At 51.0% G+C, this 26457-nt stretch carries 29 protein-coding genes and 1 rRNA gene; 20 read left to right on the top strand and 10 right to left on the bottom strand.

The annotated features are described in order from the left end of the window. Nucleotides 1-18: 18 nt before the first annotated feature. Nucleotides 19-2016 (bottom strand): LuxR C-terminal-related transcriptional regulator, encoded by a 1998-nt coding sequence (locus V4U84_RS11750; protein ID WP_334077241.1) that lies wholly within the window; start codon nucleotides 2014-2016, stop codon nucleotides 19-21. Nucleotides 2017-2145: 129 nt separating this feature from the next. Between V4U84_RS11750 and ilvB the strand changes: the two genes are divergently transcribed. From ilvB to V4U84_RS11765, 3 genes are all read left to right on the top strand, one after another. Beyond that, complete coding sequence (gene ilvB, locus V4U84_RS11755; RefSeq protein WP_334077242.1) at nucleotides 2146-3843, top strand: biosynthetic-type acetolactate synthase large subunit; 1698 nt, start codon at nucleotides 2146-2148, stop codon at nucleotides 3841-3843. Between the two features lie 206 nt (nucleotides 3844-4049). Then, the gene (locus V4U84_RS11760; RefSeq protein WP_334071189.1) at nucleotides 4050-4235 is read left to right on the top strand and encodes a hypothetical protein; all 186 of its coding nucleotides are present in this window, start codon (nucleotides 4050-4052) and stop codon (nucleotides 4233-4235) included. A 218-nt stretch (nucleotides 4236-4453) separates the two neighbouring features. After that, nucleotides 4454-4858 (top strand): DUF2500 domain-containing protein, encoded by a 405-nt coding sequence (locus tag V4U84_RS11765; RefSeq protein ID WP_334071188.1) that lies wholly within the window; start codon nucleotides 4454-4456, stop codon nucleotides 4856-4858. Nucleotides 4859-4908: 50 nt separating this feature from the next. On the opposite strand, the gene V4U84_RS11770 is transcribed toward V4U84_RS11765, so the two are convergent. Beyond that, nucleotides 4909-6234 carry an FAD-dependent oxidoreductase gene (locus V4U84_RS11770; protein WP_334071187.1) on the bottom strand — a complete coding sequence of 442 codons (1326 nt, stop codon included), beginning with the start codon at nucleotides 6232-6234 and terminating at the stop codon, nucleotides 4909-4911. Between the two features lie 238 nt (nucleotides 6235-6472). On the opposite strand from V4U84_RS11770, the gene V4U84_RS11775 reads away from it, so the two are divergent. The 3 genes from V4U84_RS11775 to V4U84_RS11785 all read left to right on the top strand — a co-directional run bounded on the left by V4U84_RS11775 (nucleotide 6473) and on the right by V4U84_RS11785 (nucleotide 9113). Further along, the gene (locus V4U84_RS11775; protein WP_334071186.1) at nucleotides 6473-6895 is read left to right on the top strand and encodes a cell wall hydrolase; all 423 of its coding nucleotides are present in this window, start codon (nucleotides 6473-6475) and stop codon (nucleotides 6893-6895) included. A gap of 197 nt (nucleotides 6896-7092) precedes the next feature. Beyond that, nucleotides 7093-7497, top strand: a complete 405-nt coding sequence (gene gerQ, locus V4U84_RS11780; protein WP_416367238.1) for a spore coat protein GerQ — start codon at nucleotides 7093-7095, stop codon at nucleotides 7495-7497. Nucleotides 7498-7793: 296 nt separating this feature from the next. Further along, nucleotides 7794-9113, top strand: coding sequence for a hemolysin family protein (locus V4U84_RS11785; RefSeq protein WP_334077243.1), 1320 nt, complete (start codon nucleotides 7794-7796; stop codon nucleotides 9111-9113). A gap of 74 nt (nucleotides 9114-9187) precedes the next feature. Here the strand turns inward: V4U84_RS11785 and V4U84_RS11790 are convergent, their stop codons facing one another. From V4U84_RS11790 to V4U84_RS11800, 3 genes are all read right to left on the bottom strand, one after another. Beyond that, nucleotides 9188-10033: a hypothetical protein gene (locus V4U84_RS11790; RefSeq protein ID WP_334077244.1), complete on the bottom strand. Its 846-nt coding sequence runs from the start codon at nucleotides 10031-10033 to the stop codon at nucleotides 9188-9190. Then, nucleotides 10002-10610 carry an RNA polymerase sigma factor gene (locus V4U84_RS11795; RefSeq protein WP_334071182.1) on the bottom strand — a complete coding sequence of 203 codons (609 nt, stop codon included), beginning with the start codon at nucleotides 10608-10610 and terminating at the stop codon, nucleotides 10002-10004. The genes V4U84_RS11790 and V4U84_RS11795 overlap by 32 nt, the downstream gene beginning before the upstream one ends. A 182-nt stretch (nucleotides 10611-10792) precedes the next feature. Beyond that, a complete protein-coding gene (locus V4U84_RS11800) occupies nucleotides 10793-11371 on the bottom strand; it encodes a TraR/DksA C4-type zinc finger protein (RefSeq protein ID WP_334077245.1) in 579 nt (192 codons plus the stop codon). Between the two features lie 122 nt (nucleotides 11372-11493). On the opposite strand from V4U84_RS11800, the gene V4U84_RS11805 reads away from it, so the two are divergent. Next, nucleotides 11494-12294 carry an MFS transporter gene (locus V4U84_RS11805; protein WP_334077246.1) on the top strand — a complete coding sequence of 267 codons (801 nt, stop codon included), beginning with the start codon at nucleotides 11494-11496 and terminating at the stop codon, nucleotides 12292-12294. A gap of 43 nt (nucleotides 12295-12337) precedes the next feature. Then, complete coding sequence (locus V4U84_RS11810) at nucleotides 12338-12538, top strand: hypothetical protein (RefSeq protein WP_334071179.1); 201 nt, start codon at nucleotides 12338-12340, stop codon at nucleotides 12536-12538. 62 nt (nucleotides 12539-12600) lie between these two features. On the opposite strand, the gene V4U84_RS11815 is transcribed toward V4U84_RS11810, so the two are convergent. Continuing rightward, nucleotides 12601-13833 (bottom strand): aminopeptidase, encoded by a 1233-nt coding sequence (locus V4U84_RS11815; protein WP_334077247.1) that lies wholly within the window; start codon nucleotides 13831-13833, stop codon nucleotides 12601-12603. 68 nt (nucleotides 13834-13901) lie between these two features. Continuing rightward, nucleotides 13902-15257 carry a TrkH family potassium uptake protein gene (locus tag V4U84_RS11820; protein WP_334077248.1) on the bottom strand — a complete coding sequence of 452 codons (1356 nt, stop codon included), beginning with the start codon at nucleotides 15255-15257 and terminating at the stop codon, nucleotides 13902-13904. Nucleotides 15258-15416: 159 nt separating this feature from the next. Between V4U84_RS11820 and V4U84_RS11825 the strand changes: the two genes are divergently transcribed. The 3 genes from V4U84_RS11825 to V4U84_RS11835 all read left to right on the top strand — a co-directional run bounded on the left by V4U84_RS11825 (nucleotide 15417) and on the right by V4U84_RS11835 (nucleotide 17406). Further along, nucleotides 15417-15683, top strand: a complete 267-nt coding sequence (locus V4U84_RS11825; protein WP_334071176.1) for a hypothetical protein — start codon at nucleotides 15417-15419, stop codon at nucleotides 15681-15683. A gap of 57 nt (nucleotides 15684-15740) precedes the next feature. Next, nucleotides 15741-16820: an AI-2E family transporter gene (locus V4U84_RS11830; protein WP_334071175.1), complete on the top strand. Its 1080-nt coding sequence runs from the start codon at nucleotides 15741-15743 to the stop codon at nucleotides 16818-16820. 118 nt (nucleotides 16821-16938) lie between these two features. Next, nucleotides 16939-17406 carry a hypothetical protein gene (locus V4U84_RS11835; RefSeq protein ID WP_334071174.1) on the top strand — a complete coding sequence of 156 codons (468 nt, stop codon included), beginning with the start codon at nucleotides 16939-16941 and terminating at the stop codon, nucleotides 17404-17406. A gap of 176 nt (nucleotides 17407-17582) precedes the next feature. Here the strand turns inward: V4U84_RS11835 and trxA are convergent, their stop codons facing one another. Both trxA and V4U84_RS11845 read right to left on the bottom strand, forming a co-directional pair. After that, complete coding sequence (gene trxA, locus V4U84_RS11840; protein WP_334071173.1) at nucleotides 17583-17903, bottom strand: thioredoxin; 321 nt, start codon at nucleotides 17901-17903, stop codon at nucleotides 17583-17585. Then, the gene (locus V4U84_RS11845; RefSeq protein ID WP_334071172.1) at nucleotides 17900-18277 is read right to left on the bottom strand and encodes a MerR family transcriptional regulator; all 378 of its coding nucleotides are present in this window, start codon (nucleotides 18275-18277) and stop codon (nucleotides 17900-17902) included. The genes trxA and V4U84_RS11845 overlap by 4 nt, the downstream gene beginning before the upstream one ends. 179 nt (nucleotides 18278-18456) lie before the next feature. On the opposite strand from V4U84_RS11845, the gene V4U84_RS11850 reads away from it, so the two are divergent. The 8 genes from V4U84_RS11850 (at nucleotide 18457) to V4U84_RS11885 (ending at nucleotide 23819) form a co-directional block, all read left to right on the top strand. Continuing rightward, the gene (locus tag V4U84_RS11850) at nucleotides 18457-18984 is read left to right on the top strand and encodes a GNAT family N-acetyltransferase (RefSeq protein ID WP_334077249.1); all 528 of its coding nucleotides are present in this window, start codon (nucleotides 18457-18459) and stop codon (nucleotides 18982-18984) included. Then, nucleotides 18977-19480 (top strand): hypothetical protein, encoded by a 504-nt coding sequence (locus V4U84_RS11855; RefSeq protein ID WP_334077250.1) that lies wholly within the window; start codon nucleotides 18977-18979, stop codon nucleotides 19478-19480. The genes V4U84_RS11850 and V4U84_RS11855 overlap by 8 nt, the downstream gene beginning before the upstream one ends. 56 nt (nucleotides 19481-19536) lie before the next feature. Next, on the top strand, nucleotides 19537-20316 hold the full coding sequence (locus V4U84_RS11860; RefSeq protein ID WP_334071169.1) for a TIGR00266 family protein: 780 nt from the start codon (nucleotides 19537-19539) through the stop codon (nucleotides 20314-20316). A 170-nt stretch (nucleotides 20317-20486) separates the two neighbouring features. Further along, on the top strand, nucleotides 20487-21359 hold the full coding sequence (locus tag V4U84_RS11865) for a VOC family protein (RefSeq protein ID WP_334071168.1): 873 nt from the start codon (nucleotides 20487-20489) through the stop codon (nucleotides 21357-21359). 89 nt (nucleotides 21360-21448) lie between these two features. Beyond that, entirely contained in the window at nucleotides 21449-22003 is a 555-nt protein-coding gene (locus V4U84_RS11870) for a GNAT family N-acetyltransferase (RefSeq protein WP_334071167.1), read from the top strand. Between the two features lie 136 nt (nucleotides 22004-22139). Then, entirely contained in the window at nucleotides 22140-22778 is a 639-nt protein-coding gene (locus V4U84_RS11875) for a hypothetical protein (RefSeq protein WP_334077251.1), read from the top strand. Nucleotides 22779-22943: 165 nt separating this feature from the next. Further along, nucleotides 22944-23498 carry a hypothetical protein gene (locus V4U84_RS11880; protein ID WP_334077252.1) on the top strand — a complete coding sequence of 185 codons (555 nt, stop codon included), beginning with the start codon at nucleotides 22944-22946 and terminating at the stop codon, nucleotides 23496-23498. A gap of 174 nt (nucleotides 23499-23672) precedes the next feature. Then, nucleotides 23673-23819 carry a hypothetical protein gene (locus V4U84_RS11885; protein WP_334071164.1) on the top strand — a complete coding sequence of 49 codons (147 nt, stop codon included), beginning with the start codon at nucleotides 23673-23675 and terminating at the stop codon, nucleotides 23817-23819. 44 nt (nucleotides 23820-23863) lie between these two features. On the opposite strand, the gene V4U84_RS11890 is transcribed toward V4U84_RS11885, so the two are convergent. Then, a complete protein-coding gene (locus tag V4U84_RS11890) occupies nucleotides 23864-24382 on the bottom strand; it encodes a DUF3231 family protein (RefSeq protein WP_334071163.1) in 519 nt (172 codons plus the stop codon). A gap of 514 nt (nucleotides 24383-24896) precedes the next feature. Here V4U84_RS11890 and V4U84_RS11895 point away from each other — a divergent pair. Further along, a 16S ribosomal RNA gene (locus V4U84_RS11895) occupies nucleotides 24897-26449 on the top strand. The last annotated feature ends 8 nt before the right edge of the window (nucleotides 26450-26457 follow it).

The following is a 26457-nucleotide window of genomic DNA, read 5'->3' on the forward strand; positions in this document are numbered from 1 at the left end:
GCATGGCCAACTGACTTTTTATTTGGAGTCCGGCAGATCCCTCAACATGGCGGAAACGAGCTGTGTTCGATTTTGGACACATGCTTTGCGCATCATGGCAGTGAGATGTTTTTTAACTGCCGCTTCGCTGATGTAAAGAGCTTGGGAAATTTGCTGGTTGGTCATACCCCTCAGCAGTTTGTCGGCTACCTCCCGTTCCCTGGCGGTAAAAAGAGTGAGCTCGCCCGCGTCCGAGGATGGGACCGAATTGTCAGGACGGGGTAGAGGCCAGGTCATCCATTTTTCAAACAGTTGAAACAAGCCCGAACCTCGACTGTCCGCTACGAACGTAAACGCCTTAGTTTCGCTGTCATAGTAGGTATGATCGGTACCCGGAATAACTTCGAAGCCCAGGTTTCGGTAAGCGTCCTGAAAATAAGGATGCGGAGGTGGAGAAACAAAGAGCCGCTCCCCCGACAACAAGTATTTTAACGTAAAGTGCACCAGGATGGAGCGCTGATGATCGTCTTCCAGGTTCTCCATATCCATGGCGAGCAGAAAATAGCCCTTATGGCGGCCCGGCCCGGATAATTGCTGGATCTCCGCAAGTTCCTCGGGCGCCAAGCTTTCGATATAGGCACGCGAAACCGGCGAGGAGGCCAGGAGGGAGATATGCTCCCGGTTCACCGGCACGACGGCCGCCAGCCCGAACAGTTCTCCATCGTGGTTTCTAAACAGCTTCACGGTGTCCGGGTAACTCTCAACCAGCAAGATCGGTTGAGCCGGATTGAATCGGAGCAGGCTCTCCTCCCGGGTGAGCCGGTAGCGATATTCTTCCCCCGTCTCCGGGTCCGCACAGATAATGCGGCAGGGCCGGGCGTTTATTTGACGCTGCCGGATGTAGGCTTTGGCTTCCTCCAGGTTGCCGGGATCCGCCTGTTCCAGAACATAGTGAATTCCCTCGACATGCCTGTAATGGGCTCTCAAGACGGGATTGCCGAGGTACTGCATCAGTTCCTCGACTTCTTCCGTAACGTCGTGAGCCTGTACGAGCTTATGCTGCAGGCGGCTGGTATAATAATTCACCGTCGCATTTCGGAGCTGTTCATACCGTTCAGGGGTTCTCGCTTTAATCCGATTTCGCAGCGCCTCCCGAATCAGCCGGTTAATCTGCCAGCCACGGCTATACTTCCGCACGAAGGAGAGCTGAATCAAACGATCGAAGGCGGTGGAGGGAAGGCTCCTTCGCAATAAGGCCTCCAACCGCTCCCGGTCAAAATGCCGCAGAAAGGCGGCAACTTCCAGAACGTCCGTTAGCTCCTGGCGAAGGCTTTCCTCCAGGCCGTAATCCAGCAAACAGTCAAGCAGGGGGGCCAGCCGGGGGGTTCCCGCTTCTTCCGCGGAATCCAGAATTCGGCTCATCTTTCCGGACCACAGGGACAACATCAGCGGATGGCCTTTGGTGTGCAACCAGGCTTGATCCAGATCCGTCATACGGGTGATCCCGCTTCGCTTCATATATTCCTCCGCTTCGTCGCGGCTTAACTCGCTTAACGTCATGGACACAATCATAGAAATCCAGGCCGGTGACGAAATCCAGGACCTGAGCAAAGGGTAACGGCTCCCGATGAGAATGAAGGTATCGACAGGGAGCCTGGGTATCAGTGACGTACGTACCCATTTGTCCAGCGGACCGGCTTCCTCGTAATGGTCCAAGACAACAAGGAGCGGGCCGCTTGCAGCGGATTCATGCAGACCCCATAAACCGGTTTCCCCGTCACCTGGACCGATCTCACGGAAGTCTAGCAGAACCTGGCGGAATCCCATACTTTCGGCCTGTCTTTTGAATTGGCCCAGCAGCTCGGTTTTGCCTATGCCGGGGGGACCGTATACATTCAGAATCCGTTCGTTACGTTGCCCCATATTTATTAAATATCGCTGAAAAGTCTCCTGCTCGCGGGCTCTTCCAACGAATCCATGTTCCTGAACCCGATGCAGAATATCGCCGATCGATTTGACGTCTTTTCGCTCTATCACGCTTCAAACCTCCGGTTCCTTCCATAATTTATCTAGAAGTATACTATCAAAATCCACGAATGGATAGTTACGGGAGGGGATGGTGATGTGATATTTTTTGTGCATTAGTCAGCGAAAGGACGAGAACGGATGAATCTAAACGAAGAAGTGGAACTTGTGACGGGATCGGAGATCCTGCTAAAGTCTTTATTGAAGGAAGGGGTCGAATGCGTATTCGGTTACCCGGGCGGCGCGGTGCTATATATCTATGATGCCATGCACGGAAATGAGGAGTTCCGGCATTTGCTGACGCGCCATGAACAAGGGGCGATTCATGCGGCTGACGGTTACGCGAGAGCAACCGGCAAAACGGGGGTATGCCTGGCGACTTCCGGCCCGGGGGCGACCAATTTGGTGACCGGCATCGCGACAGCGTATATGGACTCCGTTCCGCTTGTGGTGATTACCGGCAACGTCGCCAGCCACTTGATCGGCACGGATGCGTTTCAGGAGGCCGATATTGTTGGAATTACCCAGCCGATCACCAAACATAGTTTCTTTGTACGCAGGGTGGAGGACCTGGCCAAAACCGTCAAGGAGGCGTTCTATATCGCAGGCACCGGGCGAAAAGGACCGGTGCTGATCGATATCCCGAAAGACGTTTCGGCGGCTTTGGCTCCGTTTGAGTACCCCGAAACGGTGTCACTGCCGGGTTATCGGCTTGTTGACCGGCCGGAAGCCGCTGTCATCGGCAGGCTGCTTGAAGCGGTCCGCGCTGCCCGCAAGCCGGTCATTGTCGCCGGTGCTGGCGTTATCCATGCCGAGGCCTCTGCGGAGCTGCTCACTTTCGCCGAGCGCGCCCGTATCCCGGTGACAACCACTATGCTCGGCCTGGGCGGTTTTCCAGGCGGTCATCCCTTGTGGATCGGCATGCCGGGCATGCATGGAACGGTCAGCGCGAATCGAGCCTTGACGGAGTGCGATTTTCTGCTCGCGGTCGGAGCACGGTTCGACGATCGGGTAACGATGCGGCTCGATGCGTTCGCACCGGAAGCGAAGATTGCGCATATCGATATCGATGCCGCCGAGATCGATAAGCTGGTGGAAACGTTCATTTCCGTGGTGGGCGATGCCAGGGAGGTCCTGGCGATGCTGAATGAACGGTATTCCGAAGCGCCGCGAACCGATGAATGGGTAGATTATCTCCTTGGCCTGAAAGAGCGGTACCCGCTGCGGTATCGGGAAGAGGAGGGAGTGCTTAAACCACAATTCGTAATTGAGATGCTGTCCAGAACAACTTCGGGCGAGGCCATTGTGACCACCGACGTCGGACAGCATCAGATGTGGGCTGCTCAGTTTTTCACCTATAAGCACCCGCGCAGCTTCTTAAGCTCCGGCGGTTTGGGAACGATGGGCTTCGGGTTTCCCTCCGCGATCGGCGCTCAAATCGGCAACCCGGACCGGCTCGTCATTTCGATCAATGGAGACGGGGGCATTCAGATGTGCTCTCAGGAACTTGCCATCTGCTCGATTCACCAAATCCCGGTCAAGGTCGTCGTCATTAACAATCGGACGTTGGGGATGATCCGCCAGTGGCAGGAGGTTATATACGATAAACGCTACAGCCATATCGACCTGTCGGGGAGTCCGGACTTCGTGCTCCTGGCGCAGGCGTACGGGGTAAAAGGTTTACGGGCGGACAATCCCAAGGACGCCGAAAGGATTTGGGCGACGGCCATGGAGCATCCGGGCCCGGTACTTTTGGAGTTCGTGGTGGATAAAGACGAATTGGTGCTGCCGATGATCCGACAAGGGGATACCTTGCGAGATATGATTTTATGTGAATAGCGATTGTGGTCCGAAATAAACCGGTATGCGCTTTATTAAACACCGCGAATACCGGTTTTGTAAGAAAAAGCAGAAAAAAAACGATGTTCATTAATTTGTGAAAATTATCACGTGCACTATTTCGACTTTGTGATATATTTAACTTGTAAGAAGGAAACACCACAAAGGAACGCAAGTTCTTAATAAAACATTAGGAGTGGATCCTCATGAAAACAGCAAATCAAGAAACCGTAACCCGCAACTTCCTCCAATTCTGCTACACCTGCGAAGACGCTCATCTGTGCACGACAGAGGAAGCTTGCCAAGCATGCTGGGCGGAGCAAGGACTGTGCGAACGGGATACGCAAGCGGCCGATGAAACTCAAGAATTGCTTCAACTCTACTATGCATGATTCCAGCTCTTCATTTATAACCACTTTCCAATAACCTTCGATTCTTGGCCCAGGGATCGGAGGTTATTTTATTTTGTCCAAAAAAAGTAGGACAAGGAGGCATATTTTCTCCACCACCTGAATAACAAGTTTTGCTCCGGGCGGCATATACATAGGGTAGTAAGAAACGATACAGGCTTTCGCCACCGTCAGGTAGTTTGTGACAAGGAGGGAGAAGGATGCAGTCTGGGGTAGAATTGTTCGGGGTGATGAATCAGGCGATTCCGGTCTTTCTGGTCATCGCCGTCGGAATGCTGATTCTAACAGGGGCAAGGGGCTTCACGCGTTATCTGTCCGACAACCGGCAGCCAGTGCTTACCGTACGCTCCGTCATCGTGGGAAAACGGACCGAAGTCTCCCACAGACATGATACGGACCTCTCGGTAAACCGCTCGGACAGCACATACTATTTGACGTTTGAGGTGGAAAGCGGAGATCGCCTGGAATTCGTCGTTAGCGGAAAAGAGTACGGTCAATGCTCGGAAGGGGATGAGGGAAAGCTGACCTTTCAGGGGAGCAGGTACTTTGGCTTCGAACGCTTAACAACCTACCGGGCGGGGCTGCAGGAGTACAGACATTACTAATCCGGAAATTGAAAGGAGCTGCCAGCGGGCGGCTCCTTTCAATTTTAGTCCTACAGCGCGAGTGCTTTGGTTTCCAGCCTCTGGTTAAGCAGCATCTGAGCCGCGGCGCGTCCGCTGGAAAAGGCGCGTTCCGCCAGCTCGCCTTTGCCCTCGCATCCGTCGCCGCAAAACAGGAAGGGGACGCCCGGAAGCTTGTTGGGCAGAAGCTTGTTGCTGTAAATATTTTTGACGCTTGCCACCATCGCCTTTTTCGACACTCGCTTCACCGCCGTGTGTTCCCGCCAGTCCGGATAATACGTATCGAAGAGGGCTTCCATCTGCCGGGTTTTATTATCCAGATATTGCTTTTTCTCTTCTTCATCGGTAAAATCGTCGTTCAAGTAGGCGATTCCCTGCAGCAGTTGGCCGCCCACAGGTACTACGGTGTAATCGGTAGCTGAAACATCGCTGATGAACACCTTGTTATCCATATCGCTGATATAGTGGAATGGACGTGCGACCACTTTGGAGAACCCGACATCGTAGACCAGGACTTCGGTGCAGGTGTTGTCTTTGTAAGGATCGAGCTGAGTTTTCCACGGTGTGGTCTCGAGCATTTTACATACTTGCTGTACCGGCATCGCGAAAATGACCTGATCGAATTCGAGAGCTTCGCGACTCTTCGTATTCAAGAGGTATTTCCCCTTCTCCATCACAATCGTTTCTACCGGTTCTTTGACGGCAATGTCCCACTTCTCGTTCTCCCGAATTTTGCTTACAAGCTGATCCGTGATCGTCGCCCAGCTGCCGAGGATATAGTTAACCGGTTTGCCGGAAAGAAACAGGTTATGGTAGTACTCGGCAATGACCTCGCCCGATACTTTACGCGCGTCTTCGGGCGTAATAAAAAAGTTGGAGCTGACCAGATGCTCCCAAAGTTCTTTCACATCCGGGGCGGAATTGGATTTGTCGAGATATTCTCCAAGCGTACCGTAATGTTTCAACTGATGAATATGGCTAATCACGGCGGCGACTTCGGCAACGAATCGTACTTTCTCCATTGCGGTAAGGACTCCGGTCTTCATAATATTGACGAAATCCAGCGGAGCGGGGGTCAGACGGCCGTGTTTGGCATAAACGACCTTACGCTTATCCACTTGCTTGCTTTGAAACTTCAGGTTCAGCTCTTCCTCCATATGCTGCAGGGTATGGCGGTCGATTCCATAGACGGCATGCGCTCCATAGTTCAGGGTAAAACCCGACTTCTCGTAAGTAAAAGCACGGCCTCCAAGCTGGGGACTGCGTTCAAAGACGATACCTTCCGTGTCCGGTTGAGCAGATAAGTACGCGGCAGCTGTCAAACCGGCCAAGCCGCCGCCGATGATTGCGATTTTCATGAGAAGAACCTCCTAAAAGGTTTTAAGTTAAGGAAGAAATTCTTGTTCTTTTATCAGTATATGCTATTCATGTAAGCGCGTCCATAGAAATGGACACGAAATATTCAATTTTGCAATCGCATACACTTCCATTTCGACAAGATTCGCTTGACAGACTTTTTTATCTGGGCGTTTGCACCTGGATGGGCATTCGCACATATGATGTATCGTTCAGTCGAGAGGAAAGGGGGAACGGTATTTGGCAGTCATTAAAGCTAATTCCGAAGATGTGAAGCTTCTCGCCAGGTTAATGCGGGCAGAAGCCGAGGGAGAAGGCGAGCAAGGGATGATGATGGTCGGTAACGTCGGTGTAAACCGGATTTTGGGGGGATGTCTGGACTTTCGCAATATCCGGAACATGAGGGATATGGTTTTTCAATCACCTGGCGGGTATGAGGCGACGCAAAAAGGATATTTTTATCAAGGTGCCCGTGAACGGGAAATTCGTCTGGCCCGGCGGGTCATCAATGGCGAGCGGGTTAGGCCCGCTACCAATGCGCTGTGGTTCTTCCGGCCTGCGGGCGACTGCCCCGCTACATGGTATAACCAGCAAAATACGGGCAGATTTAAAGCGCACTGCTTCTTTGCTCCATCCGCGGAAGATTGTCCTGACGTGTATTAAGGTTAATGCTAAGGCGTACTCAAGCAAGGGAATCCACCCACTGGGCTTTTCATAAACGAAGGATTCAAGAACATAATTAAGGAGGAATATACGGCATGTTTAATCCATCATATCGGCCGGTTACTTACACGATTGGAGTCGGAGGCTCCGGACAATATCCCGCGGGAACCGGGACGGGAACGGGAAACGGAACAGGAATGGGCATGGGAGGCGGGGCAGGAACCGGAGCGGGAATGGGAACCGGAACCTATCAACAACCTCCGCAGGTTCCCAGCGGCAGTCCGATGACCCCTTCGGGCACCGTGATGCCCGTGCAAATCCCTACTTACGAGCAATCTTACATCGAGAACATTTTACGTCTGAACCTCGGGAAAATCGGCACGTTCTATATGACCTATGAGAACAACTCCGAATGGAACGCGAAGATCTTTAAAGGCGTTCTGGAAGCCGCGGGCCGGGACCACATTATTATCAGTAATCCCAGCACAGGGCAAAGAACCCTGCTGCTGATGGTGAATCTGGATTACGCAACCTTCGACCAACCGCTTAACTATCAATATCCGGGAACACCCGGCACGCTGCCGGCAATGCGCAGAGTGTAAAAGAACCTCAAAAACAGGGCCTTTCAAAAAAAAGGTTCTGTTTTTTGTTTCGAAAAAAGCTGATTCTTACGGCCCGTATAACAGTCATACACACGGGTTTGACTGTGTAGTTTATAATTATATAATTAAAAGTAATTAAGCATGTACTTTTTGTTTCATGATGCAAATGCTCTTAGCAGAGGAGATGAATCCATTGGGAAATTGACGATATATGCGAGTATCCAACATCACTATCATTTTAAACCGCGAAGGAGGTGCACCTATTCACCGCAGATCGCGCGGGAATAGGAATCGTATTGACAGACCCTTTACCGAGTCTATTATCTTTGGGACTCATGCTGTTGCTGGTCCTGCTGAACGGCTTTTTCGTATCCGCCGAATTTGCCATCGTTAAAATCCGAAGCGGACGGATCGACGCGCTGGTCGAAGAGGGCCGGAAAAGCGCCGTAATTGCCAAAGGTTTGCTGAATCATCTGGATGGGTATTTATCCGCCTGTCAGCTCGGAATCACTTTATGCTCTTTGGGGCTGGGTTGGCTGGGAGAACCGGTAGTTGCGCGTATGATGAGCCCGCTGTTTGAGATTGCGGGATTCGGCGAAAGTTTGGTGCATATCGTTTCTCTGTTTGTTTCCTTTTTGCTGATCGCCGTGCTTCATATCGTTCTTGGGGAGCTCGCTCCCAAAACGATCGCCGTACGCAAAGCTGAGCAGGTGACCTTACTATCGGCACGGCCGATGCGGGTATTTTACAAGCTGATGTTCCCATTCGTCTGGCTGCTTAACCGCCTTTCGAGCGGTCTGCTGAGATTGCTTGGGATGGCCCCCGTCACGGAGCAGGATTCTCTGCATACCGAGGAAGAGATCCGCGTGATGATGAAGGAAAGTTCGGAAAGCGGGCTGATCGACAGTACAGAAATGTCGCTCGTCGACAACATTTTTGAATTTGCGGATACCACGGCCCGGGAAATCATGATTCCCCGGACGGAAATGATCTGCTTATATACGCAGAACACATTGGATGAGAACCTGACTATCGCCCTCGAGGGCACTCGAACCCGTTATCCCGTATGCAATATCGATAAAGACCATATTATCGGATTTATTCATATTAAAGATTTGATTCGTTCGAATACGCAGGATTACCGGGATCTGCTGCGGCCGATCATGGCGGTCCCCGAATCTCTACCGATCAGTGACTTAATGAAGCGGATGCAGCGCGGGAAGACGCAGATCGCGATCCTGATTGATGAATACGGGGGAACCTCCGGTATGGTGACGCTGGAAGACATCGTCGAAGAAATCGTGGGGGAAATTCAGGACGAATTCGATGAAGAGCGGCCCGGTATTGAACAGTTGGATGAAATGACGTATTCCATCGACGGGCTGATGCTGATCGAATCGATCAACGACCGATTCGGCTTCGAACTGGATTCCGATGATTACGATACGATCGGCGGCTGGTTGTATTCGCGCATTGACATTCTTCCTCCACAGACGGGACAGACCGTGGAGCACGAAGGTTACACTTTCGTGGTTGAAGAAACCGACAACAAGAGAATTTCGCGCGTCAAGCTGCTCAAAGAACAGCTTCTTCCGATCGAGGAGGCGGGCGCTTAACTAATAAACTAGTAAAGAAGGGCAGCTCCCCGTCGGAGCTGCCCTTCTTCCATCTCCATTTGGCTTGAAACAGCTTATTCTATGCCGTTTGCAATCCGCAAAATTTCTTCTCGGCTCACATCGCCATAAGCCATAAAATGAACATTCCCCAACATCAGGTTAATTTCGGATTTGTTGTTCCCTGTTCCCAAATAAGCAAGAGTCCCGTCATCCAACTCAACCTCTTCCGTCTTTTCGGTATAGAAACTTGTCATCGTCATGATTTCATTTTGCAGCAACAAATCGAAAGAGATCCTTAAATAGTGGCCTTGGGCCGAATTATAACGGAGGTGGGCGCTTGTTCCGAACGGGTGAGGATTTTCCCGGATATCGGCCGGAATAACGATCTCAATACTTTGAAGCGTAAAGCGCTCCGGAACGTAGGTCAGATTCGGAAGGGGAAAGCCTAGGGATTTCCTTGCTTGTTCCTCGCTTACTTCAACGACTTCGCTTACATCCGAAGCAGCGAGATGGACGGACTTGCCTACATTCTGAATTCCCTCCGCATTAGGTTCCATCGGGGGAAGCGACGACTTTACCCCGGTCGCATCGGTCTGCCTTCCGTTTCCAAAAACGAGTTGCGTGACGCCGTTACCCCAGTTTTTTAACTCCTGATAAATGGGGGAGATCGCTTGGGTAGCCAGGGGAGGACTGAATAATACAGCGCCGATCAGCATCGAAGCAGCTACGATGCCGACGAGCCGCATTTGCTTAAGCTGCTTGCGCCGGATTTTGTCCCTCAAGAGCTTTTGGTGTATTCTTTCCCAAGACTTGCGGCGGTCGGCATCCGTATAAGAGGGGAGGGCGTCGACGGCTTGTTGGAAGGCTTGATCAAATTGGGTTTCAAAATCAGCGGGATATACCCGACTTTTGGTGCTCACCTTCTTGATAATCGCCACCCCACTCTCTATAAAGCATCTTCTTGATCCCTTCCCGCGTTCGAAACAACCTTTGCCTGACAATATTCTCACAGAGCTTCATGCGTTCTCCGATTTCCCGGTAACTCAATCCCTGCTTCCAGCGAAGTTCAATCAACAGACGGTATTCCGGTTTAAGCCCCTTTAAATAAGCGTGGATCGCTTCTTCCATCATTTTGGTCTCCACGGTTTGTTCTACCGAGGGAACTTGCAGGTTAATCGGCTCTATATCCATATAAACACTCTCAACATCCAGATGGTTACGAAATTTTTTGTTTTTTCGAAAATAATTAATGGTCGTGTTTCGCGCCACGGTTTTCAGCCAAGCCTTCATGCCGCTGACACTTTCGAACTCCGGTTTTTTGGTGACCACTTTTATAAAAGCTTCCTGAATAATATCCTCGGCAGCCTGGTGGTCTTTAACAAGATAGTAGATGGTTCCATAGACAAGATCATAAAAAGCGTAGTAGACATCTTCTTGAATCGTATCCGACAGATTCTGAAATTCGGCTCCGAGCAGCCATTCCAACCGATCCGGCATGGTACTCCCCTCTCTAGCCGCTAGGCACTTTGAATCTAAAAAAAACCAATACCTCGATTTTACTATAACCCACAGGGAAAAGGAATGTTTTACCATGGCAAATACAACGAAAGGCATCTTTCCGGATAGGAAAAATGCCTTTCTATTAGGTATTTTCACCGATGGTTATCAGGTCTTTGGACTCAATCCCCATCCGTTGACAGAGAGTTGTAGTCGGTGGCGTTCCGCTTGGCCGCCATAGCCGGTGAATCGGAATTCCCGTATTCTTCAAGGGAGCGCCACGCGCCTGCGTCATCGAACGTCCCGGCATCGCGCTGACGGTGTTCGCCCGCGCCTTTCGGTGGCGTGGTCATCACGTCTTCTTCAACCGGCCTGTGATTGGAAATGTTCCGCTCCGGCGTATGCTCAACACAAAAGGAAGTGTACGGGAGAATTTCCAGCCGCTCATACGGAATTTCCCGATGGCAGACCTCGCAGGATCCGTAGGTGTGATCCTCGATTTTATCCAGAGCGCGGTCGATCTCGTCCAAGCGGTTTCTTAAATTCCCGTCGACCGCCAAGTCGCGGCTTCTTTCGAAGGTTTCCGTCCCTACATCGGCAGGGTGGTTATCGTAAGAGGACAGCTCACCGGTCGAAACGCGCAACGATTCATCCGAGACGGACTCCTCATTTCCTTTATCGAAATGATGCTCCAAGTCCCGGTTTTCCCGGACCAGAATATCTTTCAACGTCTGCAGTTGTTCTTTCGTGAGATGGTTCATGATGTTTCCCTCCTTCTAAAGTATCGCCTGGATTTTCCGTCTATCCTTGCTTTACCCTTTTAGATTGGAGGGTGACGCAAGACCGGCAATACCTTACAATAGAGGTTAGGTTCGGCTATTACATGGCGTTACTGATGCCGTTGATCGCCGGATGGTTGATTCATGAGGAGGTCTGGAGGTTTTCTTTTTTGCTGGTCAGCTTTCTGGCTTTGGTTCTCCTGCTGGTTTGCGGAAAAGGAAACTTTAAGGAGCTCAATGCGGTGCTGGACGCGAGGGAGGAAGGGACCAGACCAAAAGGTTCGTTGCTTCGCACGTATCCGGAACAACGGGGATGGCTCCTGGTGATCTTCATTGCGTTTTTCTTTTTGTATGTAGGAACGGAAATGAGTTTTGTCAATTTCCTGCCGTCCCTGATGATCGAGAAAGCGGGAACGGACAAGGCCACAGCGGCTTTAAGCGTCACGGTATTCTGGATCGCGATGACAGCGGGGCGGTTGTTCGCCGGGGTGATTGCGGAGAAAATATCGTATAGCCGATATGTCATCATGTGCTGCCTCGGCAGTTTCCTGATGATCTCCGTGTTTGCTCTCGTTCATGGCCTCACGGTCTTAATGGTGTTCATTGTGCTCTTGGGACTGTTTATGTCGGGACTCTTTTCCATCGCTCTGGTGTTTGCCAATAAGCTGCTGCCCGGTGCGGAAGAAATGACCCCAAGTCTGTTGATCGCTTCCGGCGGGGTAGGAGGAGCCTTCCTGCCGCTCTGGATGGGGAAAAGCATGGACTGGGGCGGAGCGGGGGCGTCTTCCTGGTTGCTTTCCGCTTTTGTGGCTGCGCTGGTTCTGTTCAGTATCGCGGCGGTGGTGGTCAAAAGGATGAGGCCGTTACGGGAAGCGAAGGCTAAACATATTTGGAATCATTATTGAAGGATAGGATAAGGGCTATGCCCGCGAAAGGGAGGACGCAACCATGTGGCTGTACGTGTTGATTATTGTGCTGGTTGCCGCCGCGGCGGCAGGGACGTTAATGATTGGGAATTCCAAAGAAAATCGAACCGGCAATCCCGACTACGATCAACGGACCAAGAAGAATCTCGCGAAGCTCACCTTGATTTATGGCGGCTCCATCTTGGTAATTGCGTTGCTGCTGGCTGTTATACTGGACTTCTAGTCTTGAAGGAGAACATGAAAAAAAGAAGAACCCGCCGGAATCCTTCCGGTGGGTTCTTGACATTAAAATGCCCAATTTCCTTTAGCAAAGATCGGTTCTTCCTTGCCGTCTTCCGTAACGCCGTAAATATCCATTTCGGCGGAGCCAACCATGAAATCCTCATGGGCGAAGCTGGCGTTCAGGCCGCTTTGCGCAAGTTCTTCGCGCGTCATCGATTTTCCGCCATCGAGGTTGAAGGCATAAGCGTTGCCGATTGCCAAATGATTCGATGCATTCTCGTCAAACAGTGTATTGTAGAAAAGGATGCCGGATTGGGAAATCGGCGAACCGTGGGGCACGAGCGCCACTTCCCCTAAATAATGGGAACCTTCATCCAATTCAATCAACTGCTTCAGGTTTGCTTCGCCGACTTCCGCCGAGAAGTCGACAATTCTTCCGTTCTCGAACGTCAGTTTGAAACGGTCGATAATGTTTCCGTTGTAACTGAGCGGCTTCGTGCTTGAGACGGTACCGTTGACGCCGGTTTTGAGCGGTGCGGTAAATACTTCTTCAGTAGGCAGATTGGCCAGGAACGTATTCCCCTGCGCATTGATGCTTTCTGCGGCGACCCAGAGATGGCCTTTCGGCAGCTCGATCGTCAAATCGGTGCCGGGAGCTATATAATGAAGCTTCTTGTATCTCTTGGCGTTGAGGTAATCGGACTTTTGGGTAAGGCCATCGATATGCTCCCGCCAAGCGGCAATCGGGTCCGGCTGATCCAACCGAACGGTCTTGAAGATCGCTTCCCAAAGCGCGGGAATTTGCTCGTTCGCCGGCAATTCGGGGAACACCTTGGCCGCCCAGGCTTGGGAAGGAACGGCGACGATCGACCAGCTGAATTTGTCGGACATTTGCAATTCGCGATACTTGCTCATCGCCTTACCGTAGGTTTTATGATGGTTGGTGATCCGCTGCGGATCCACGCCGTTCAGCAAATCGGGATCGGAGGAGATGACGTGTAGGACAGCTGCTCCGTTTTCCACATATTCCAGCATCTCTCCGGCATACCACTTCGGTTCATCCAGGAAAGACTCATTCGCGGCCATCTCATAACGCAAGCGGGTGACGGTATCGTCGCTCCAGTTCACTTTGACAAACCGGGCTCCGGCTTCATAGGCTTGCTTCACGATGAGGCGGACCAGTTCCGCCGAATCCACCGTGGCGTTAACGATCAAATTTTGGCCCGGCTGAACGTTCGCCCCGATGTTAACGGCGAGTTCGGCGTATTTTTGCAGCTTATTATGAAAATCAGACATGTTCGCTCCTCCATATTCTAAAAAATGGTTGTTCCTACATCATACTACGATTACGGCTGACGTTCCAATTAACCAATGGTTATTTTTCCCTCGGGGTGCTTGTACAGCTCTTTCTCTTTATTGGGGGCCAAAGCGTAGGCCAGTGTAACCGGGCCAACCCGGCCGAGAAACATGACAGCGCACAGGATGGCTTTGCTTAAGTCCGTTAGCCGTGGCGTCAAATCGAGGCTCAGGCCTGCCGTAGCGAACGCCGAGGTCGTTTCGAACAGTAGTGGAAGGAACTCCCGGTCCTCAAGAGTCGACAGCACCATCGCCACGAAGATGACGAGAAACAAGGCCAGCCAGGTCTGCGTGATCGCACGCATAATGGACACTTTGGACAAACGGCGGCGGAAAAAGACGATGTCCTCCCGTCCACGGATCATGGAATACAAAGCTCCCAGTAGAATGGCGAACACCGTTACTTTTATTCCGCCGCCGGTGGAGCCCGGGGCGGCGCCGATAAACATGAGCAGAATGAACAGGAACTGCGTGGAGTTCTGCATATCCGCCATACTTAAGGTGCTGACGCCCCCCGATCTGGAACTGATGGAATGGAAGAAGGAACTTATGATTTTGTCCCCCCAGCTCAGCGGTTTCAGTGTTGCCGGGTTGCTTGCTTCCAGTGCGAGTATGAGCACGGCTCCGACAACAATGAGAATTCCCGACATTGTCAGCACCACTTTGGTATGTAGGGACAACTTTCTTGTTTTGGGATAATGCAGCAGATCTGAAATCACAATAAACCCGATCCCGCCCAGAATGATCAGGATCATCACCACCACATTGACGAACGGATCGCCGGCATACTCGGCCAATCCGCTGAATTTGCCGTGAATCGATCCGAACAGGTCGAATCCGCCATTGTTAAAGATGGAAATACTATGGAAAATGCCGAAATAAACCGCCTGATGCCAAGGCATGTCCTGCGCCCAGCGCCCAGCGAGCAACAGGGCGCCCGCCCCCTCGATGACCGCGGCGTAGACGATGACCCGGCGGATCAAGGTAAGCAGTCCCTCCATGGAATTATGATTCATAGCTTCCTGAAGGACCAGCCGGTCCCGCAGAGAGATGCGCCGGTTAAAGGCCAGAGCGATCAAGGTACCGATCGCCATGAATCCCAACCCGCCGATTTGGGTAAGGGATAGAATAACAATTTCTCCGAACAGGGAGAAATGCGTTCCCGTATCCACTACGGCCAGCCCGGTCACGCAGGTGGCCGATGTCGCCGTAAACAGCGCGTCGATCACCCGCATAGGCGTTCCGTCGGCGGAAGCGGGAGCAAGCGACAAAAGGAAGGTTCCCAAAATAATGATGATGCCGAATCCAAATGCGAGGAATTTTGCCGGCGTCAGCGCTTGAATCGAGTTTTTCTTGTTGGACAACACTTGTTCACCTCAGACTGGTTCTTGCTATTGACCAAAAAAATGATACGATATTGCAATAGGATAGCTTGATTACAGGGGCAATATCCCCATTATAGGGAAAACGCAAATGAGAAGGAAGCACAAAAGAAATGACGGACTAAAGGAGAGTACTTCCCAATGAAGTTTACGATTATGGATGCCGGCATGCACAAAGACGAAGAGGGAGCATTTGTAGGCAGCACTGTTTTTGAAGTCGAAGGGCATAAAGCCGCTTACGAGATCACTTTTTACAGCAAGAAGGGAAAGGAATGGGATTACAGTCTGAACTACGCCAAGGAATCGGGGATCGAAGCCCAGCTATTAAGCGTCGATGCGAAGCTTGAGGAGGATGACGACTGGTTTGACGAGCTTCTGGAGGCCGCCGAATCCAAGCTGGCCGAGTAGGCCTTCAAGCGCACCGGATACTCTAACGCTCGCCCTAACAAGGAGGGAATGCCCTTGATGGAAAAACCTTTTTACAGAAGGTGCCTGGGAGCGATCATGCTCTTAACCATCATCTATTTGATTCACAAGGTTCATTTTATATTTAATCCGTTGGTTACTTTAGTCCAGATTCTGATCGTGCCTTTAACGATCTCCGGATTTCTGTACTATTTGCTTCGACCGATCGTACAATATCTGGAATCGCGGAAAATGAACCGGATGCTGTCGATTCTGTTCATTTATCTGCTATTTGCCGGTGTTGTGACGATATTTCTTATGGTAGTCTGGCCGCCATTGGAGAAGCAGATCACCGAGTTTATCAACAATGTGCCGAAACTCATCGACGGTTTGCAAAGCCAGATGAACGAAATTCGCAAGAATCGATATTTCTCCATGTTCGATAACCAGGATACCCAACTGATGGACAAAATCACCGAGTATGTCAACAAGGGAATCCAACAGGCCACCGGATACATATCGCATGTGTTTACGTTCCTTAACGACTTCTTTATTGTGGTCGGCACGGTGCCGATTATGCTGTACTACATGCTGAAGGAAGATGACCGGGTCACCCCTTCTCTGGTACGGATGGTGCCTAAACGCTATCGCCACGACGGGGAAACCGTCATCCATGATATCGACACGATGCTGAAAGGATTTATTGCCGGACGTATGATCAGTGCGGTCGTGTTGGCCATTATGTGCTTCATCGGCTTCTGGCTGATTGGACTGCCGTATCCGCTGCTCTTGGCCATTGTCGGCGCGTTGTTCAACTTCATTCCCTACTTCGGATCGCTTCTGGGAGCCATTCCATGCGTAATCGTCGCCTTCACGATTTCGCCCTCCATGGTGCTGTGGACGATCGTTATCGTGGTGATTGCCCAGCAAGTGGAAGGGAATTTGATCTCGCCTTACATCTACGGAAAGACCATAAATATTCATCCGCTAACGACGATTGTCCTGCTTTTGATTGCCGGAGACTTCGGGGGAATCCTGGGGATGATTTTGGCCATACCGGTTTACATGATGGTTAAGATCATCGTTGTGCGCGTATATCAGATCTTTTTGTCGGACAAAGTCGAAGAGTTGAATACCTGATTCAAATGTTTTCCATAGACCTATAAATGGTGATGAAAATCATATCGACGGCCCAGTCCCATGCGAGATGATTAACCTAATGAAAGGGTGATCATAAACTCTCGGGGGATGATAACACATGGCAGTAACCGCCAAAAACGGGAAGTATTTTTATGCTTGGAGCAAGATACTCCCGGATGGATCCTTTTACCTGCCGGATCAAGCCCTGCAGGAATATCACATTCGCATGGATTCAAACGTCATTCTCATGTCGGGTCGAAATACCGCCAAAGGTTTCAGCGTGGTTTGCAAGGAACTGATCGACAATTCACCCCTGGCGAAAATCTTTGCGAGCTTGCCGCAACTGCGGAATTTTTCCATTCCTGAAGGGCGGACGATATGCTTCAAAGAACGGTTATTCTGCTGGACTTATCTGGGTCGTGATCAATATATCCGGCTGCCGCTTGAAACCTGGGACCAATTCGGCGTAACGCCCGGGGAGAAGCTGCTCAGTTTAAGAGCTACGCACTTGGCGTTCAACAATCTGGCGGACGGACCTTACATCGAACTGGCCAAGCAGGTTCGGGGTATGCCCGTTTACGAATGAACAGGGAAATGACATGCCTGAAGAAAGACCTGGCGCTTTCGCATTTTGCGAAGGTGCCTTTTTATATACTGTTCAATGGAAATCAGCAGGGTTATCGCCATCGGTCATCTGGTTAACCTTACGGTCAAAACAGAAAAGCTCCGGTTATTCATTTGATACCGGAGCTGACCCTAGCTTTAGTTGTATTTTTCGATTAGACGATCATAAGCTTCCCGCGGCCGGAGCCCCACCAGCTTCTCCACCGGCTCGCCGTTATGGAACAGGATTACGGTCGGCATCGACATAATCCCATACCGGGAGGCAAGTTCAATAGCTTCGTCGCAGTTGACTTTGACCAGGTTGAGACTGCCATTATAGTCTGCGTGGAGCTGTTCCAGGATCGGCCCCAATACTTTGCAGGGCGGGCACCAAGGGGCATCGAAGTCGACCAGCGTAATTCCTTCCGGACGGACTTGCTCCTCAAACTCGGACGGGGTAACAACTCTTTGTATACTCATAAATTCATTCCTCCTTTTAGTTTCGGGTTTTCCTCCAGCAAAAAGGCGATGCGCTCCTGCAGGTTGGATTTGATGGACTGGAGCAAGGTGATTTGGGAGTCAATCTCCTCCAATTTGCTGCGATAAATCGGCAGGATCTGCTCGCAAAAAGCCTCCTTGCTAGTCATAACGCAATTGAGAAAACCGGAGATCTGTTCCGTTGAAAGGCCCAGTTGTAAATAAAACTGAATCGTCCGGACCTGCTCCACAGTCATGGCGGAGTAATCGCGGTATCCGTTATCCAGCCGTTTGGAGGCGATTAACCCTTGTTGTTCGTAGTAACGGAGAGAGCGGATGCTAGCTCCGGTTAGTTTGGATAGTTCGCCAATCTTCACGTTGTATGCTCACCTGCCTTTTTGTTTCGGAGTGGCCCGTAAGGACATTATAAACCCTGACATTAGTGTCAGGGTCAATCTATTTTTCAGCGGCTTAGGTTCCGTGTATAATGTAATGAGCGAGTACTGACATGTAGTTATAGTTGTGCGACTTGCCGGCGATTTGGAGGAGGAACAGAATGGATTCGATGGCTTTGGTTCTGGAAGGTTCCCGTTTACGGATCAGACCGACCCGTGCGGAAGCGGAACTGGATTTTGTCATGACGCTGGAGCATGCCGAGGAGAACCGCAGTTTTATAAGTCTCTGGGAACGACAGCAGCATGAGACGTTCCGAAGCGATCCGGATCATCTGCATATGGTGATTGAGACGCGGGAGACGAACGAACTCGTCGGCTATTTACTATTAAAGGGCGTTATTCTAGCGGAAGGCTGCGTGGATATCACCCGGCTGGTGATCGCCAGCAAGGGCAACGGGTATGGACGGGAAGCGCTTCGGCTGGTAAAAAGATGGGCTTTTGACGAAGCTGGCGCTCACCGGCTTCAACTGGACGTGAAGAGTAAAAATTTGAGGGCGCAGGCCCTGTACGAGTCGGAAGGCTTCGTGCAGGAAGGAGTGCTTCGCGAATGTCTCCGGGACGAAAGCGAAAGCGGGTATGAATCTCTCTATCTGATGTCCATCTTGGAAAAGGAGTACAGGGATGTTTGATCCAACCGTCTTTGATAATTTAAAGGTCGTTCTGGAAGGTTCGGTCTACGATTTGGATATGCGCGGTGAATTGAAAGTGATCGGCCGCAACGACCGGATTGAGTTGACGGCGATGTCCCGTTACTATGCCATTCAGTTCTCGCTGCCGGACAAGCCCGAAGTTTGGGCGGAGTTAAGGCTATGGGCGGATACGGAGGACTTGGCGGGGGAGATCCTGGAGCTTGACACCGTAACCCTCGGTTGCCAAATGCAGCCCGTTTTTTATAAACGCCTCAAGAAACCGGAGGTGGAATGCCCCCAAATTGAAGCGCTGACGACGGAAATCTGGGGAACTCATATCCATCAAATGCAGCGGATTATTACGGTTTACGGCGAAGCGGAGAAAATGCCGCTGGACGAGATTATGATTTATTTCAACCGCAGGTTCGGTGAAGAGGTCCTGGCGGACTTGCCGCAAATGCTGGAGCATATGCTATTGATGTTGGAGAAGCTGTAAGCGGCTTTTTTACATAATGAATACGGTTTACTCATTCTTAGGGGGAGGCGTTCAAATTGAATGCACATGAAATCGATTACCGGATTATGGGCGAGGAAATGCAGTGCGTGGAGATTCAGCTTGATCAAGGCGAGAGTGTAGTCGCTGAAGCGGGCAGCTTCATGATGATGGACCAGGATATCCGGATGGAGACGATTTTCGGGGACGGGAGCAATCAGGGCGGCGGTCTGATGGGCAAGTTAATGGGAGCCGGCAAACGGTTGATTACGGGCGAAGGCCTGTTTATGACCGTCTTCTCGAACGCGGGCCATCATCGACAAAGTGTAACTTTCGCCTCACCTTATCCCGGCAAGATCATCCCGATGGATTTGCAGGTGCTCGGCGGAAAAATTATCTGCCAAAAGGATTCCTTTCTCTGTGCGGCAAAAGGGGTTTCCGTGGGCATCGAGTTTCAGCGCCGTCTGGGTGCGGGCTTTTTTGGCGGAGAAGGGTTTATCATGCAGAAGATCGAAGGGGACGGTCTGGCCTTTGTGCATTCGGGCGGGCTTGTGATTGAGCGCGATCTGGCCCCCGGCGAGATTCTCCGGCTGGATACCGGCTGCCTGGTGGCAATGACCGCTTCGGTGGAATACGACATCGAATTCGTCAAAGGCGTTAAAACCGCCGTTTTCGGAGGCGAAGGCCTGTTCTTTGCTACGCTGCGCGGTCCGGGCAGAGTCTGGGTACAATCCCTGCCGTTCAGCCGGATGGCGGACCGCGTTCTTTCGGCAGCCCGATTCGGCGGCAAGGATGAAGGCGGTCTGCTGGGCGGACTCGGTAACCTGTTCGAGCGTTAAAATCTAAAACTCTGATTAAAATGCCCTGTAATGGGCATTTTTTTTATATCGATAATCGGAAAGCTTTAAAGAGAAGCGTTGACGGGAACGCTTATTGTAACTATAATTGTTACATCTACTGCAACTTACTTTATTTCAATAACTTATTTTAAGAAAGGTTGGTCATGTTTATGGAAGCGCAACTTCACCCGGATACGGGACTCGGACCGGTTTCCCTCAAAATCACGAATTTGGAGCAATCGCTGCAATTTTATCGGGAGGCGGTAGGTTTTCACCTTTTGAGCCGGGATGAAGCCTCAGCCACAGCCGTCCTGACGGCGGATGGAAAAAATCCACTGCTGATTCTGGAGGCCGATCCAAATTTCCGCAGGCTGCCGGAGCGATCGGTATCCGGGTTGTATCATTTTGCGGTGCTTGTCCCGGATCGCCGATCTCTGGGATCGGTTCTGCGAAACTTGGCGCGCCATCAGGTTCCGGTCGGCCAAGGCGATCACCTGGTCAGCGAGGCGCTGTATTTGAACGATCCGGACGGGAACGGCATTGAAATTTATTCCGATCGCCCGCGCGAGACCTGGCAAAGAAATGAACGGGGCGAGTATGTCATGACTACGGACCCGGTGGATGTCGACGGGCTGTTATCCGCCTCCGAAGGGGCAATTTGGGAGGGGTTGCCGGACAAAACAAAAATCGGGCACGTTCATTTTCATGTAGGCAACTTGCCAACCGCCAAGCATTTTTACTGCGATATTCTCGGCTTTGAGATTACGGCGCATTATGGCAGCTCCGCATTGTTTGTTTCCGCCGGCGGCTATCATCACCATATCGGCTTGAACCTTTGGGCCGGGGCGGGGGCTCCTGCCGCGCCGGAAGACGCCGTAGGCATCCGTTATTTTACCATCATGGTCCCTAGCACCCAGGAGCTCGACGCGGTGGAGCGGCGTCTGGCCGCCGGGGGGATTTCTCTTGAACGCCTATCCGGAGAAATGGTTATGAAGGACCCGTTCGGGATCGGCATCCGCTTGAAGGTTTCCGATCACGAATAAATCGAAAAAAAATGCGCTTTCCACTTTCTCCGCCGCGTCCTTTCGCCTATAATAAGGAATACGAATTCCGTAGGAAAGGACCGAATGCCATGCAGCTGTTCCCGCAATTGGAGACGGAAAGGTTTGTGTTGCGCAAGCTGACTTCCGAGGATGCCCGCGATTTGTTCCATTATTTTTCCAATGATGAAGTCACTAAATATTACGACTTGGACAGCTTTGTAGAGCTTCGGCAGGCCGAGGATTTGATTCAATCCTGGAACCGCCGTTTCACTGAGAAGAGAGGATTCCGCTGGGCCATTACCGAGAAACCGAACAACAAGGTCATCGGTACGATCGGCTTTCATAATTGGTCCAAAGAGCATTTCAAAGCCGAGATCGGCTATGAGCTGAACCCCACCTATTGGGGTAAGGGCGTGATGACCGAGGTGCTGCAGGAGACCCTGCGTTTCGGCTTCGAGGATCTCTGGCTGAATCGGATCGAGGCCTTTATCGACCCGGATAACATCCGTTCCAGATACCTGTTGGAAAAGACGGGTTTTCATGAAGAAGGCTACTTGAAACAATGCTTTTATGAGAAAAATCAGTTCGCCGACGCTGTCATATTTGCACTTCTTAAGCAGCAATACGAAGCAAATAGGGCTTGAGGTCTGTCCAGCGATAATGCGCCCGGGAAACCGGGCGTTTTAATTTGTCGGCAGCCTGTATACTTTTTTCCTTATTGACACGTTTTATCAGGGGGTGGTTAAATATGGAATGTTGGATTCAGAGAGGAGAAAAAGGATGAAGAAATCGCGAAAAATTGGGAGTTGGAGCCTGATTTTGCTCCTGGCCGGAGGTCTGGTGCTTTCAGGCTGTTCCGGCAATTCCGAAGGAGCGAAAGGCGAAAGAGCACCGGAAACCAAAGCGGTGACTCAAGAAAAACCGGTTACCGCGGATATAGAGAAGTTCACCGAACTTATGCAGCGCCATTTTGACAAGGGGCTGAAATATCGGGGGAAAGATACGGCCGAATATCTTTCCGCCGAGATGCTGACCTATTACGCCGATGCTCCGGAAGGGATGGAAGCGGCCATTTATAAGGTCAATGTTAAAACCGGCACAGTAGTGGACGGGGTTAGCGGGATGCCGCTTTATAATCTGCTTCTTGATGCGGATTCCATTCCTAATTTGAAGGACATGAGCGGCGAAGAAGCTAACCGGACCTTGGAGAACATGATCCTTCCCATATTGAAGGAAAAAGGGTATGAATATAAAGGGAAAATGGCTGAGGTGTTCTCAGGCTTTATAGGGGATGGCTTTATAGAATTGGAAATCCCCGGTGCTGCCGAAGATACGGGAACTACTTTTAAGGTGCAGGTGGAGCCTTATACGAAAGAACTCAAGGCCGCCTCCGAGGCGGTGACAGCGGATGAAGCATGACCGCCGAGGATGAGGGCGGGGATGATTCTTCCGGCGCGGAAGAGCCGCCCCATTTTGGCAAGCTCAAGTGACTGAAAGGAGCGCGGGTTCCAGCGGGATGCGAAGCAGTCCTTCGATCTGGAAACGGCTTTCTGGGGAAAGGTTCACTTTACATCCGGTTATTATATGAAGGGGGACGAAAAGAAACCGGTCTTTCTGTTTACCGATGACCAGGACCGGATCGTTTATACTCTGTCTGACTCCACACCGGAAGATTTGCGGTTCCAAGGCATTCTTGCGATCGGCTTCAAAGACATGAATGGGGATGACATGAAGGATATTCTGATTATTAACGAGTACACAGAATTGAACAAAAATAGCGGACCAAAGTCTACGGCTCGAGCGGCCGTTTATTTTTCCCAAGAAAAATCCTACACTGTGCTGCCCTGGTATAATGACGTGCTGAGCGACTCGGTCAAGAACCTGACGATTGCCAATTTGGAGAAAAAAGGAACGGAGATTCTCAAACGGATTCAGTCCTCAAATTATCCACTTATTATATGTACACCTCAGCTTCAGCAATCCGGGGGCTGGGATTACGCGTCTCCTTCGGACTCGGTGATCCTTTTTCTGAATGAAGGCAACACTTTTTCGGAAAGTTACATTGCTTCATGCTATTGCCGAACGTTTGGGAGAGGCGAGAAGTTCGGGGTTGGCATCCAGGGGTTGGCATCCAAGTAGAGAGTTGGCAAGTCAAGTGAAGCAGTATGAACAGCTTGTCAGAGCGATCACGAATGATCTTGCCACCTATTATTATATCGGGACGGGCGGCGGCATGATTCGGAAAATCATTAATGCCGGTACGGAACTGGCAAAAATGGGAAGATGGAGGATGGCAGCACAGACGCCCTTGAATTGTCAACCGAAGATATGAAGGAACTGAAGAAGATCGAGAAGACGCTGCCAAAGAACATGGAGCAATTTATAAAGCTGGCTTCCAAGGATCCGAACGCCGCCGCGCTTATCGACCAAATTAAAGAGAACCTGGATTATGAAAATTAGAGTGAATAAACGAGAGAATCCCGCCTGTGGCGGGATCTTTTTTGTTACTCCACATCCTCATCGGATCTTTTGAAGTGCAGCGGAGGAAGGACGAGCCAACCTTTGTCTTTGTTCAACCGGAGTATGCGAAGGCTGAACGCCGTTTTTGTCGTGTGATACTTCGCAAACAATGCGCCGATGTCTTCGCGAAAGGACATCCCCATCATTTTGCTGCAGGCGGCAAGGCCTAGAACGGAATCGGCCGCGATTTTGGCACCGATCTCCGGATCGGAGAATCGAGCTCCTGGAGGAATGTCTTCCCAGGAGACCGCCGGTCTTTCCGGAAATCCGGGGGCCGGTAAAATCCCATGCTCCGTCAGCAGAGCGTCGCACTCTTTGGATTCAAGCTTGGCTTGATCCAGCAAATCTTTCAGCACTTCTTTCAGATCTTTATCTCCGGCATGATTTAAGTACGCCTGGTAGCATGAAATCGTACCTTTAGCCATCATAGAGGTTTCCCAAATACCGATAACCTCGCCGTAGTGCATCGGTTGATCTTTGGGATTCCCGCTCAAAATACCCATATTAAGTGTCTCCTTTATTCTTGTTGGATTACCATACGAGTTTATTATTTACCGAGGGGACATATTTGATGCTTAAGTATTTATCGTGCCATGGATCGGGTAAGGGCGGATGTCGTAAAGTGAGAGCTCAGCCGTATCGAGCATACATTTAACAAACTTGTGGATTAATTTACATTTGGCTTTCCTCCAACCTACGTGTTATATTATAAATCCAGTCAGGAATTGACCGGGGAATAAGGCGATGGAAGAAATTACACCTTGTTATTTGATCCTGAGCGTGTTATATTATTATTCCTGCCGCTTCGACGGCATGGTGGCAAGCGAAATGGTAAGAATTAGTTCTTGCAATCTAGCTTGCTGATATGATAAGATATAAAAGTTGCCGCTGATGAGGCGATGACGAAAGAAACGAAGTTGATCTTTGAAAACTGAACAACGAGTGAGTATTAAAATGAGAATTAGTTTTCTCGTCAGATTCAAAATGAGCTATCAGCTTATTCAATAAGTTTCAACTTTATTGGAGAGTTTGATCCTGGCTCAGGACGAACGCTGGCGGCGTGCCTAATACATGCAAGTCGAGCGGACTAATGGATTCCTTCGGGAGTCCATTGGTTAGCGGCGGACGGGTGAGTAACACGTAGGCAACCTGCCCGTAAGACTGGGATAACTACCGGAAACGGTAGCTAATACCGGATAATTTATCTTGCCGCATGGTGGGATAATGAAAGGCGGAGCAATCTGTCACTTACGGATGGGCCTGCGGCGCATTAGCTAGTTGGTGGGGTAACGGCTCACCAAGGCGACGATGCGTAGCCGACCTGAGAGGGTGAACGGCCACACTGGGACTGAGACACGGCCCAGACTCCTACGGGAGGCAGCAGTAGGGAATCTTCCGCAATGGACGAAAGTCTGACGGAGCAACGCCGCGTGAGTGATGAAGGTTTTCGGATCGTAAAGCTCTGTTGCCAGGGAAGAACGTCTTCTAGAGTAACTGCTAGGAGAGTGACGGTACCTGAGAAGAAAGCCCCGGCTAACTACGTGCCAGCAGCCGCGGTAATACGTAGGGGGCAAGCGTTGTCCGGAATTATTGGGCGTAAAGCGCGCGCAGGCGGCTATTTAAGTCTGGTGTATAATCCTGGGGCTCAACTCCGGGTCGCACTGGAAACTGGGTGGCTTGAGTGCAGAAGAGGAGAGTGGAATTCCACGTGTAGCGGTGAAATGCGTAGAGATGTGGAGGAACACCAGTGGCGAAGGCGACTCTCTGGGCTGTAACTGACGCTGAGGCGCGAAAGCGTGGGGAGCAAACAGGATTAGATACCCTGGTAGTCCACGCCGTAAACGATGAATGCTAGGTGTTAGGGGTTTCGATACCCTTGGTGCCGAAGTTAACACATTAAGCATTCCGCCTGGGGAGTACGGTCGCAAGACTGAAACTCAAAGGAATTGACGGGGACCCGCACAAGCAGTGGAGTATGTGGTTTAATTCGAAGCAACGCGAAGAACCTTACCAGGTCTTGACATCCCCCTGACCGGTACAGAGATGTACCTTTCCTTCGGGACAGGGGAGACAGGTGGTGCATGGTTGTCGTCAGCTCGTGTCGTGAGATGTTGGGTTAAGTCCCGCAACGAGCGCAACCCTTGACTTTAGTTGCCAGCAGGTAAAGCTGGGCACTCTAGAGTGACTGCCGGTGACAAACCGGAGGAAGGTGGGGATGACGTCAAATCATCATGCCCCTTATGACCTGGGCTACACACGTACTACAATGGCTGGTACAACGGGAAGCGAAGGAGCGATCCGGAGCGAATCCTAAAAAGCCAGTCTCAGTTCGGATTGCAGGCTGCAACTCGCCTGCATGAAGTCGGAATTGCTAGTAATCGCGGATCAGCATGCCGCGGTGAATACGTTCCCGGGTCTTGTACACACCGCCCGTCACACCACGAGAGTTTACAACACCCGAAGTCGGTGAGGTAACCGCAAGGAGCCAGCCGCCGAAGGTGGGGTAGATGATTGGGGTGAAGTCGTAACAAGGTAGCCGTATCGGAAGGTGCGGCTGGATCACCTCCTTTCTATGGAG

Origin of the sequence: Paenibacillus sanfengchensis (assembly GCF_036864765.1) — a bacterium.
Lineage (GTDB): Bacteria > Bacillota > Bacilli > Paenibacillales > Paenibacillaceae > Fontibacillus > Fontibacillus sanfengchensis.